The organism is Nocardia carnea (assembly GCF_029868325.1).
GTDB lineage: Bacteria > Actinomycetota > Actinomycetes > Mycobacteriales > Mycobacteriaceae > Nocardia > Nocardia carnea_C.
The window spans coordinates 97,034-106,995 of sequence record NZ_JARWNW010000192.1; the positions used below are offsets into that span (position 1 = coordinate 97,034).

Here is a 9,962-nt window from a genome sequence, read left to right on the forward strand (position 1 = left end):
AGCAGTATGCCCAGCACATCCCGGAACGAACTCTGGCCGGCCTTACGAGTGGACGAGTGGACCGAGAGCCGCGACACCCTGCACATGTGGACACAGATCGTGGGCAAACTACGGCTGGCCCAGGCTCCGAGGGCCAATCACTGGTGGCATGTCCCCCTGTACGTTTCCGCGCACGGTTTGACGACCTCGGCCATTCCCTACGATCGGGGCGTCCTCGATATCGAGTTCGATTTCATAGACCACCAGCTCCACATCCGCTCCAGTACCGGCGCACGGCACCGGATCAATCTGGAACCGAAGTCGGTGGCCGCCTTCTATGCCGAAGTCATGGCGGCGCTGCATGCATTGGGTATCGACATCACGATCCTGGCCAGACCGGTCGAAGTCGAAACCGCGATCCCGTTCGCCGAGGACACCACACATGCCTCCTACAACCGGGACCACGCGCACGCCTTCTGGCGCCAGTTGGTGGCGGCCGACCGCGTCCTGAACCGGTTCCGCGGGCAGTTCGTCGGCAAAGCCAGCCCGGTGCACTTTTTCTGGGGGGCGATGGACCTGGCCTATACCCGCTTTTCCGGGCGCCCCGCCCCACCTCATCCCGGCGGGGCCCCGAACTGCGCCGACTGGGTCATGGTCGAGGGCTACTCACACGAATTGGCCAGTGCCGGCTTCTGGCCCGGCGGCTCGGCCGAGGGCAGTTTCTACGCTTATGCCTACCCCGAACCCGACGGCTACGCGGATACCGCGATCCGGCCACCGGCGGGCTACTACGAGGCCTCGATCCACGAGTTCCTGCTTCCCTACGAGGCTGTGCGCACCGCCGACGAACCCGAAGCCACCGTGTTGGAGTTCCTCCAATCCACCTACGAAGCCGCCGCCGGCGGCTGGGACCGGGGAAACCTGGAAGTGCACCCCACCCGCGGCGCGAGCGCCCGCTGACCACACCGAACGCACGGCGGGCGCCCGGGTGAGGGTGGTATCGCACCGCGCTACCACTCCCATACTCCCGGCGCCGCGACCCTGTGTGGCCGGTGCGGGGGTCGTGGTGGTGGTCGGTGTCGTTGCGGCGCCGTCGCCGCCGATATTCAGGTCGACGCAGGAATAGTGGCGCACACACCGGCAGACCTCGTCGAATGTCGCATAGGCGACAACGCTGGATCGGCGCCGTCCGGGTCGACGCTATCCGCGTAATACAGAAGTGTAGAAGCGGATTCCGCGTTCGAGATCGTCGATACCGAGCCGCTCGTCGGTGGAATGCAGCAGACCGCGCGCCTCGGCGTTCATCTCGAACGGGTAGAAGCGGTAGACGTGGTCACTGATCTGCGCGAGGTGGCGGGCATCGCTGGCGCCGACGACGAGATAAGGCGAGGTGATCGATCCGGGAAAGGTTTCGGCGACGGCCTTTTCGACTCGGGCGAACGCGGGGCCCGCCGCGGGCGATACGGGGGTCGGCTCGGAGGAAGTGAGGATTTCGAGCCGGACCTCGGGATCATCGATGGCCCTGCGGATGCGCTCGACGGTTCCGGCGACCGTTTCGCCGGTGAGAATGCGGATATTGATGACCGCACGCGCGGATTCGGCCATGACGTTGTTGCCCTTACTACCTTCGAGCACGGTGGGCACCGCGGTCGTGCGGACCATCGCGTTCAACAGTGGCCCGGAACGGCGCATAAGGGTTGTGATCAGCCATTGCAAACTGTCTGCGCGGGAAAGAACCGCACCGAGTGGACCACCCGCCTGGGCGCCGATGGTTGTGAGCATATCCATGATGGGCGGGGTGACAGTGGCCGGAAAACCGCCGTCGCCGACCTTCGCCAGGGCACGCGCGAGACGAGTGGTGGCCGGATGCTTCCCCGGCATCGAGGCGTGGCCGCCCGGGTCGACGGCGGTCAACTGCAGGTCGAGTATGCCCTTTTCGGCCGTGCCGATCACGGCGACCTTCTCCCGGATCGGGAAGATATCGCCGGCCACCCCGCCGCCCTCGTCGACGACCAGGCCGGGCACGATCTTTTCCTGCCGGAAATAGTCGACAACAGCCGGAACCCCGTCACCCGCGACTTCCTCGTTGTGACCGAACAACAGATAAACATCACGGTCGGGTGTGAAACCCTGTGCCAGCAGATTTTCGACCGCCTCGAAAATGCACACCAGTGGGCCTTTGTCATCGATGGCGCCCCGGCCCCAGATCTCCCCGTCGGCGACGGCGCCCGAGAACGGCGGATGGGCCCAGCCGTCGGGATCCCCGGGCGAAACGACATCTTGATGAGCCATGAGCACAATCGGATCGTCGGCGGATCCGGTCGCCCAGTGGTAGAGCAGGGTGTGGCCGGCGAAGATCTGCTTCTGCAATTTCGCGGCTACCAGGGGATACAGATTGTCCAGGGCATCGCGAAAGGCGGCGAACCGGGCCCAATCGGTGTCGCTGCCGTCCGGTGTGCTCACCGTGGGAATCTGCAGCAGGCTGACGAATCGCCGCACTGCGAGATCGATATCGGTGGCGACGTCCGGCATACCGGTTCCTCCCGGGAGAAGATGCATGGCTGGCGTGTGAAGCCCTGTTCGCAGCCTAGCGCCCGCGCGGCGTGATATCGGGCTACCTCACCGATCGCTATACGGTCGCTACCGCCGTGATCCGCGCTTCCGGACGCGGTGAACATCGCATCGCGGGTGGCCGGTCGAGGCCTTCGCCGGCGAGTAGGGCACCGCGCAAGAACTTCGAATAATCGGTTCGGGAGCCCGGTCGTATGCGTCAGCACCATTCGGGCGGTGATACCGCCCGCCACAGGAGGGCCTGCGATCATATTTGTCAACAGAATCGCAACAGGATGCCGCAGATCGATACGATGCCTCGATGTCCCGGACCGCCGCGAAAGTACTACCGCCGATCGCCGCGCGACCGGATGGCGAGGAGAACCGCTACCTCCTGAAGTTCAAGTCGTCGCTGGTCGAACGTTGGTCGCTGACCCGTATGACCGAGTTGTACGAGATCGTCGACCTATCCGCCTATCTGTGGGCAGTGGACCGTTCCGAGGAGGCTCTCGCCGTCCTGCGCTCGGTGACCACTGTGATCACCGAGCCACCACGGACACGGGACGGCACGATCGACTACAACGTCTGGTGCCCGGTCGCGGCAGCCAACGCGCTGGAGGCCCGCCTGCTGCGTGATCGTGGTGACGCCGCGGCGCAGCCCGCGGCCGACCGGCTCGTCGGCGATCCGGGTCTGGCGGACAACCCGGACTTCATCCGGGAAAAGGTGACGGACGCGCCGGGAAAGATGGCCACCGCTGCGGCCGAAACCTCGGCGAAACGGGCCTGCCATCGATTGTCCCGGACTCTGCTCGATCTGCTGTTGCTCGCCGAGCTTGCGGCCGCGGGTCACCCCTACGCCGTCTACTACGATGCTGCCGAGGTGGCGCAGCTGATCGAATCGGGCCGCGATCTGCTCGGCACCCGACTCATGGCTGCCGCATAACCCCTGCCGGGCAGCCGCGCCGCCGGGTTCGGCGACGCGATCGCCGAGTTCTGAGCCATGGTCGGCATCTTGCCCGCGGCGAAGCATACTTCTGGACAGCCAGGCGGGTGAGAATTCCGTGAACGGTAACTATATGAAAGCTGACGATCGGCGCAAGCGGATATAATCTCAGGTCGGGCTCATATTCCAGAAAATTGCAGGCATATAGATACCGTGACGGATCCGCCGATATGCAGCAAAGACATTGCCTGTTCGAGCAGGAAATCTTGCCGAACTTAACTATCGAAGTCGAATATTTAATCGCAGATAATGAAATTTCGGGCCTGCCGAATTTCATGGTTTCGTCCACGAAGAGATTCGAACAGGCTATATTTTAAACACCCATTTCAGAGGGTCCGACATCCGGTCGAACCGTTGCTCGACATTTCCTGGAGATAGCCATGAGATCTACCTCGTCCCTGCTTCGCGCAAGCATTCTTGCCCCGGTGGCCATCGCTACCGTCTTTTGTTCGACCGCACCGGCGAACGCCGCCCCCGTCAGCGTGAACTGGAGCTGCCAGGGCACGATCCTCGGTATCGGCCAGACTTCGACCATGACCACATCGGTCACCGGCACCGCGCCGAGCTCGGCGGCATCGGGTTCCGAGGTGGCAATCACCATCACACCGGGTGTCTCGTCGGTTCCCAGTTCGGCGTCCGGCTTCACCGTGAACAACATCAGCAACCTGAAGATGACCATTCCGACCCCGGCGAATTCGACACTGGTCTCGGCTGACGTCTCCGGGGGTACCGTGGACGGCACCGTCTCCACATCGGGTGGGAATGTCGTTCTGACCGTACCGGGTCCGATCGACGGCGGTACCAGCTTCACCCCGCCGGCGGTGACCATCAACGTCACCGCGGGCGCCGCCGGAACACCGATTACCAGCAAGTACGCGGGAACCAGCTACTCCGATCCGGGCATGACCATGACGACCAACGTCGCCTTGGTCGGCAATGTCGCGACCTCGTGCTTCCCGGACCCGTCCCCCACCCTCACCACCACAACTGTCAGCTGAGCCTGCGGACGGGCACCACGGCGTAATGACCTGCGCCCGCGCCGGTGGCCGGTGGTGAACATGCCCGGACCGGGCTGCCCCAGCAGCCCAGTCCGGGTCTCCCGGCCGGAGCGGGTGCGGATCCGTTCCGGCCGGCGGTCATCCTTTCGAATTCGGTGTATTACCAGCCACTTCGGCCGAAAAACGAAAAGCACGGCACGGCATCGGCTGCTGTGTCGTACAGTGCATATCCCACACAGCCACGGTCGCTTCGACGGCCGGAGCAGTGCCCGATTTCGTGATGGTCGTCAGCCCGGTTCGAGCTGCCGGCCAATCGATTGACAGGAGCCCACATGTCCGGTTCGAACACTCGGCGGCAATCTCTACCGCACGCAGCGAAAATATCGGCATTCACGCGTGATCGACCGGCTCCCTCCGATCTCCACTGCGCTACCACCCCTTGCGGCATTCATCGAATCCACCGATCCCCCTGACTCCCCGGACAGAACAGGACGCTGGGGTGCCGGCGCGTCCTGATCGGCGAATCCCGCTGAGCCGTCCAATGTTTCGAGTGATCAAGGGGAAGTCCTATGTGCCTGAGAACCACCGAGCCCGCCCGGATCTCGGTCGAGCTCAAAAGGGCCCTGGAGTTCTATCACGGAACCGTCGAGGATCTGATCCGCGAATTGATCAGAGTATTGGGCGTGAACGAAACCGATCGGCGCGCACTGGAGATCGTCCTGCTCGAGGACAAGAAGGCCACGACGCCGGGAATACTGGCCGAACGGCTCGGCCTCACCGCAGCCGGCGTCACAATCATGCTCAACCGGCTCGAGAAGCAAGGCTACATCGCCCGATCACTGCACCCGACCGATCGTCGTCGGGTGATTGTGATGGCCACCGAACTCGCGGCCCATCGCATACAAGAACTCGTCGTACCCATGATCGTGGAAAGCTACAAGATGTTGCTGAGCACGTACAGTTCCGCCGAACTCGACATAATTGCCGACTTTCTCATCCGGGCGGGTGAACTGCAACAAATCCACCGGCAACGGCTGCGGGACGTGGACCCCTACTCGAAACCCTGAAAAACTTTACGAAGCCTTACATAAGTTCGAGCGAAAATCCGAGGCGCTTCGAAATTCACCGGCCGGACTTGCCTGTGGAATTCTTTGTCCGCGAGTGGATCGCGACCGCATTCATCCCCATGCTGTTTCACTGCGTGCTGGTCGGGCGGCTTCCGTTACCGCTCGGCGTCGCCGCCCGCGAAGATTCCACCGCGACCTTCGGCCTCAGCACGTGGCCCGTGGTGACGATCGGGCCCGGTGCCATCACGGCGACTGAGCGGAGATCGACCACCCAAGGCAAGAGACCGGCCCGGCGCCTGCCGGCCGGCATCGGAGCGCGACGAGGTGTTACGCCCGGGGTCGTTCGTGTAAACGATCTCGTGGATTCGCCGGGTGGGCTGGATTCTGCGACTGCATTCAGTGTATACAGTGGATATGTCGCCTACGTCACATGACTTCGAAGCCGAGGGCGAGGATCTGACGTCCCGCCTGCGGATGTCGATCGTCGAGGGCATCTACCCTCCAGGTCACCGCCTGGTGCAGGAAGAACTGGCCGACCGCTTCGGGGTGTCTCGTATCCCGCTGCGCGAGGCCATGCGCACCCTGGTCGGGGAAGGGCTGCTCCGGTCGCTCCCCGGCCGCGGCACCTTCGTCACCGCACTCGATATCGAGGAGATCGACGAGATCTACGATCTGCGCCGGCTGATCGAACCCAGCTTCGCGGAGCACGTGACCGAACGGGTATCGCGCCGGGATATTTCCCGTTTCGCGGCGATGGCCGAGCAGATGGACAGGGTGGCCGAGACCGGGGCCGACTCCTGGTCCCGCACCAACCTGGCGTTCCACCTGGATATGTATCGACTGTCGAGGCTGCCGTTGCGGTACGAGACCATCGCCCAGATGTATCACCGGCTCGAGCCGTATTCCCGGTTCTATGTGCACCGGACCTGCGCGTACGACCGGGTGCAGCACGAGCACAAGGCCATGGTGCAGGCACTCGTGGACGGTGACGCCGAGACCTTGGCCACGCAGATCCTCGCCCATATCGAGGGCGGCCAGACCGGCCTGCACCGGGCCTGGGAGAACTCGCGCGACGAGATGCGTTCCTACTGGGCGGAGCGCGCCTGATGACCGTGCTGTCGATCAACACCGATGTCGGTGAGGGCTTCGGTGTCTGGGGCATCGTGGACGAATCGGCCTTGTTGGCGGAGGTCACGGCCGCGAATGTCGCCTGCGGGTTCCACGCGGGCGATCCGGATATCCTGCGCCGCACTTGCGATACCGCCGCCGAGCTGGGCGTCTCCATCGGTGCTCAGGTGTCCTATCGCGACCTGGCGGGCTTCGGCCGCAGGTTCATCGAGGTGCCGCCACCCACCCTCGTCAACGAGCTCGTGTACCAGATCGGGGCTCTCCAGGCGTTCGCGCGGATCTCCGGTACGGAGGTCACCTACGTCAAAGCGCACGGTGCCCTTTACAACGCCGCTGCCCGCCACGAGGGACACGCGTGGGCGATCGTCGAGGCGGTCGGACTGGTCGACCCGGCATTACCGGTGCTGTGCCAATACCGAACCCAGGTGTGGGAACTCGCGCTATCCGCCGGTTTGCAGCCACACGCAGAGGTATTCGTCGATCGCGGGTACACCGACGAGGGACTGCTCGTCGGGCGCAGTCATCCCGATGCCCTGCTCACCGATCCGGGCGTGGCCGCGGCGCGAGCCTGGGAGATCGTCAGCACCGCAAGCGTGGTCTCGGTCGGCGGCGTCCGGACCACGGTGCTACCCGAGCAGGCCCCGGCGGTGGCGCTCTGTGTGCACAGCGATACTCCCGGCGCCGTGGAGATCGCCCGCGAAACCCGGAAGGTACTCGAACGCAATGGTTCCTCGCCGGCCCCGATCGGACCGGCGCGATGACCGGCCCGGCCTTGCTGCGTGCCGGTGACCGGGGCTGGATGGTGGATCTGGAGCCGGAGCGGGTCGCCCCCGTGGTGCGGTCCGCGCGCGTTCAGGACTGGTCGTACCTGGTACAGGACATCATCCCGGCCTCACGGTCGATCCTTTTCTGCGCGAATGATTCCGCAGATATGGACCGCCTGGCGACCCGGATCCGATATCTGCTCGACTCCGCCGGTACCGAACCCGGGGTGGTGTCCGACCGCGATCCGGTGATCGTCCCCGTGCGCTACGACGGTGCGGACCTGCCCGGTGTCGCACGAAGCCTCGACCGCACCGTTGACGAGGTCGTCGCGGCGCATGTGGATGCGGAACATCGCGTCGGATTCTTCGGATTCGCACCGGGGTTCGCCTATATCGATGGATTGCCCGAATCCTTGAAACTCCCGCGCCGCAGTTCGCCGCGTCCCCGAGTCGATCGTGGACTGGTCGCGATCGCCGGAACACAGACCGTCGTCTATCCGGGCGGAACGCCGGGCGGCTGGCACCTGATCGGGTCGACATCGGAGATCCTGTGGGATCCGAAGTCCGATCAGCCGAGCCGGTTGTCGGTGGGCGACCGGGTGATTTTCCGGCCGGTGACGCGATGACCGCCGTCCTGGACGACCACGCCGGCTCACCTCCCGCGGACTGTTCCGCAGTGGTGACGATCCTCGACCCCGGCCCGGCAGCCACTCTGCAGGATCTCGGCCGGCCCGGTTTCGCACACCTCGGCATCACGACATCGGGTGGCGCGGACCGGTCGAGTCTGACGCTGGCGAATCGCCTGGTCGGAAATCCCGGCGGGGTGCCGGTGATCGAGTCGACCTTCGGTGGGCTGACCGTGGTGTTGTCCGCCGACCGGATGGTCGCGGTGGCCGGAGCGCCGGCGGACGTGCGGATCGACGACCGGCCGCTGGCCGAACCCCGGGCCCTGCTGCGGGCCGGGCAACGACTCCGCCTGGGGCTTTCGACCTGGGGATTGCGTACCTACTTGGCTGTTCAAGGCGGTTTCGAGGCAGACCTCGTCTTCGGGTCTGCCTCCGCCGACTGCCTGTCCGGACTGGGCACTCGGCCACTGCGATCCGGGGATCGTCTGGCGCTGGGCGAGCCGTACGGAGCACCGCCGGAGGTGCCGCTGGAGTTGGTCACCCCCCGGGCGGATCCAGGGCCGCTGGTCCTGGACTTCCACTGGGGGCCCCGCGATCGGCTCTTCTCGCCCGAGGACCGCGCGGCCTTCACCACGCGGCGGTGGTCGGTCAGCAACTCCTGCGACCGTGTCGGGGTCCGCCTCGCCGGCAGCCCGCTGACCATCGGGTCGGTGGATCTCCCGAGCGAAGGAATGGCACTGGGAGCTGTTCAGGTGCCGCCCGGGGGTGAGCCCATCGTGTTCCTGGCCGATCATCCGGTCACCGGGGGTTACCCGGTGATCGGTGTGGTCACCGAACGCGCCGTCGACCGGCTCGCCCAGGCCCGGCCGGGCACCCCGGTGCGATTCTCCGCCCTACCCAGAGGGGGCGCCTGACCCGGACACGACTCGAATACCCGCCCCGAACAGAGCATCTATACGCCGAGAAAGGTATCTCCATGACCGCTCAGACCGACCTCGTCCCGTTCCACCTGGCCATTCCCGTCGACGATATCGAGGCTGCCCGCAAGTTCTACGGCGGCGTCCTCGGATTCGCCGAAGGTCGATCCGACACCAGGTGGATCGATTGGAACTTCCGCGGCCACCAGGTCGTCACCCATCAGGTAGGTGACGGGAAGCCGGAGACCGCCCGCGACGGGGTGGCCGGGACGAACCCGGTGGACGGACACGATGTACCGGTCCCGCATTTCGGGCTGGTACTCCCCGTGGAGGAATTCAAAGCTCTCGCGGACAAACTGACCTCGATCGGCACGGAATTCGTCATCGAGCCCTACGTCCGGTTCGAAGGCGAACCGGGCGAGCAGTGGACGATGTTCTTCTTCGATCCCGCCGGGAATGCGCTCGAGTTCAAGGCCTTCGCCGATCTCGAACAACTGTTCGCTGTCTGACCCACGGGCTTCGCTTCCGGACAGTCCTGTGCGGCACCATCCATGTGGTGCCTCGTCCGCCGTGGTCATAGGGAGGAGTCGCAATACAGCCGATGACCCGCACGGGGGTGGAACCGGGAATCGATAAGCAATAGAAGACACCCCGCCGCCCCGCCACCACGATGTTCAGCACGCCCGGCGGCAGACCCGCCTCGGTGGCGGCCTCGCCGAGAACGTAGCCGTCGTTACCGCCCGCCGGTGGCAGGTCGGCGTGCACCAGCGGGCACCGCGGATGCCACAGGGCCGTCATGCTCGAGACGTACACGATCGGGTCGTACTTACGATCGGCGACCCGTTCCTTCATCGGAATCAACGCATTGTCGGTGATCTTGATGTGCTCCGGGCACACCTCCGTGCAGCATTTGGTGATATTGCAGTAGCC

The 9,962-nt window shown here is 64.9% G+C and carries 11 protein-coding genes and 1 pseudogene; 9 read left to right on the forward strand and 3 right to left on the reverse strand.

Going from position 1 to position 9,962, the window contains the following annotated elements; translation table 11 throughout:
* Positions 1 to 6: 6 nt before the first annotated feature.
* Positions 7 to 939, forward strand: coding sequence for a DUF5996 family protein (locus QH196_RS15820; protein ID WP_280416553.1), 933 nt, complete (start codon positions 7 to 9; stop codon positions 937 to 939).
* Positions 940 to 1,179: 240 nt separating this feature from the next.
* Here the strand turns inward: QH196_RS15820 and QH196_RS15825 are convergent, their stop codons facing one another.
* Positions 1,180 to 2,511, reverse strand: coding sequence for a M20/M25/M40 family metallo-hydrolase (locus QH196_RS15825; RefSeq protein WP_280416554.1), 1,332 nt, complete (start codon positions 2,509 to 2,511; stop codon positions 1,180 to 1,182).
* 340 nt (positions 2,512 to 2,851) lie between these two features.
* Between QH196_RS15825 and QH196_RS15830 the strand changes: the two genes are divergently transcribed.
* Complete coding sequence (locus QH196_RS15830; RefSeq protein ID WP_280416555.1) at positions 2,852 to 3,472, forward strand: hypothetical protein; 621 nt, start codon at positions 2,852 to 2,854, stop codon at positions 3,470 to 3,472.
* A 373-nt stretch (positions 3,473 to 3,845) separates the two neighbouring features.
* Here the strand turns inward: QH196_RS15830 and QH196_RS15835 are convergent, their stop codons facing one another.
* Entirely contained in the window at positions 3,846 to 4,211 is a 366-nt protein-coding gene (locus QH196_RS15835; RefSeq protein ID WP_280416556.1) for a hypothetical protein, read from the reverse strand.
* Between QH196_RS15835 and QH196_RS15840 the strand changes: the two genes are divergently transcribed.
* From QH196_RS15840 to QH196_RS15870, 7 genes are all read left to right on the forward strand, one after another.
* Positions 4,204 to 4,530, forward strand: coding sequence for a hypothetical protein (locus tag QH196_RS15840; protein ID WP_280416557.1), 327 nt, complete (start codon positions 4,204 to 4,206; stop codon positions 4,528 to 4,530). The genes QH196_RS15835 and QH196_RS15840 overlap by 8 nt on opposite strands.
* 569 nt (positions 4,531 to 5,099) lie before the next feature.
* Positions 5,100 to 5,597, forward strand: coding sequence for a MarR family winged helix-turn-helix transcriptional regulator (locus QH196_RS15845; RefSeq protein ID WP_280416558.1), 498 nt, complete (start codon positions 5,100 to 5,102; stop codon positions 5,595 to 5,597).
* Positions 5,598 to 6,011: 414 nt separating this feature from the next.
* Positions 6,012 to 6,704, forward strand: a complete 693-nt coding sequence (locus QH196_RS15850; RefSeq protein ID WP_280416559.1) for a GntR family transcriptional regulator — start codon at positions 6,012 to 6,014, stop codon at positions 6,702 to 6,704.
* A complete protein-coding gene (locus QH196_RS15855; RefSeq protein ID WP_280416560.1) occupies positions 6,704 to 7,486 on the forward strand; it encodes a LamB/YcsF family protein in 783 nt (260 codons plus the stop codon). The genes QH196_RS15850 and QH196_RS15855 overlap by 1 nt, the downstream gene beginning before the upstream one ends.
* Complete coding sequence (locus QH196_RS15860; protein WP_280416561.1) at positions 7,483 to 8,115, forward strand: 5-oxoprolinase subunit B family protein; 633 nt, start codon at positions 7,483 to 7,485, stop codon at positions 8,113 to 8,115. Before QH196_RS15855 ends, QH196_RS15860 begins: the two co-directional genes overlap by 4 nt.
* Positions 8,112 to 9,029 carry a biotin-dependent carboxyltransferase family protein gene (locus QH196_RS15865; RefSeq protein WP_280416562.1) on the forward strand — a complete coding sequence of 306 codons (918 nt, stop codon included), beginning with the start codon at positions 8,112 to 8,114 and terminating at the stop codon, positions 9,027 to 9,029. Before QH196_RS15860 ends, QH196_RS15865 begins: the two co-directional genes overlap by 4 nt.
* A 62-nt stretch (positions 9,030 to 9,091) precedes the next feature.
* Positions 9,092 to 9,541 carry a VOC family protein gene (locus QH196_RS15870; RefSeq protein WP_280416563.1) on the forward strand — a complete coding sequence of 150 codons (450 nt, stop codon included), beginning with the start codon at positions 9,092 to 9,094 and terminating at the stop codon, positions 9,539 to 9,541.
* 289 nt (positions 9,542 to 9,830) lie between these two features.
* Here the strand turns inward: QH196_RS15870 and QH196_RS15875 are convergent.
* Positions 9,831 to 9,962, reverse strand: a pseudogene (locus QH196_RS15875) (succinate dehydrogenase/fumarate reductase iron-sulfur subunit); the annotation flags it as partial.

Excerpts from the sequence above, each read along its gene's own strand:
- QH196_RS15825 (WP_280416554.1), bottom strand. The coding sequence starts at position 2,511 with ATGCCGGACGTCGCCACCGATATCGATCTCGCAGTGCGGCGATTCGTC.
- QH196_RS15835 (WP_280416556.1), bottom strand. The coding sequence starts at position 4,211 with ATGGTCATCTTCAGGTTGCTGATGTTGTTCACGGTGAAGCCGGACGCC.
- QH196_RS15840 (WP_280416557.1), top strand. The coding sequence starts at position 4,204 with ATGACCATTCCGACCCCGGCGAATTCGACACTGGTCTCGGCTGACGTC.
- QH196_RS15830 (WP_280416555.1), top strand. The coding sequence starts at position 2,852 with ATGTCCCGGACCGCCGCGAAAGTACTACCGCCGATCGCCGCGCGACCG.
- QH196_RS15820 (WP_280416553.1), top strand. The coding sequence starts at position 7 with ATGCCCAGCACATCCCGGAACGAACTCTGGCCGGCCTTACGAGTGGAC.
- QH196_RS15860 (WP_280416561.1), top strand. The coding sequence starts at position 7,483 with ATGACCGGCCCGGCCTTGCTGCGTGCCGGTGACCGGGGCTGGATGGTG.
- QH196_RS15870 (WP_280416563.1), top strand. The coding sequence starts at position 9,092 with ATGACCGCTCAGACCGACCTCGTCCCGTTCCACCTGGCCATTCCCGTC.
- QH196_RS15845 (WP_280416558.1), top strand. The coding sequence starts at position 5,100 with ATGTGCCTGAGAACCACCGAGCCCGCCCGGATCTCGGTCGAGCTCAAA.
- QH196_RS15855 (WP_280416560.1), top strand. The coding sequence starts at position 6,704 with ATGACCGTGCTGTCGATCAACACCGATGTCGGTGAGGGCTTCGGTGTC.
- QH196_RS15850 (WP_280416559.1), top strand. The coding sequence starts at position 6,012 with ATGTCGCCTACGTCACATGACTTCGAAGCCGAGGGCGAGGATCTGACG.
- QH196_RS15865 (WP_280416562.1), top strand. The coding sequence starts at position 8,112 with ATGACCGCCGTCCTGGACGACCACGCCGGCTCACCTCCCGCGGACTGT.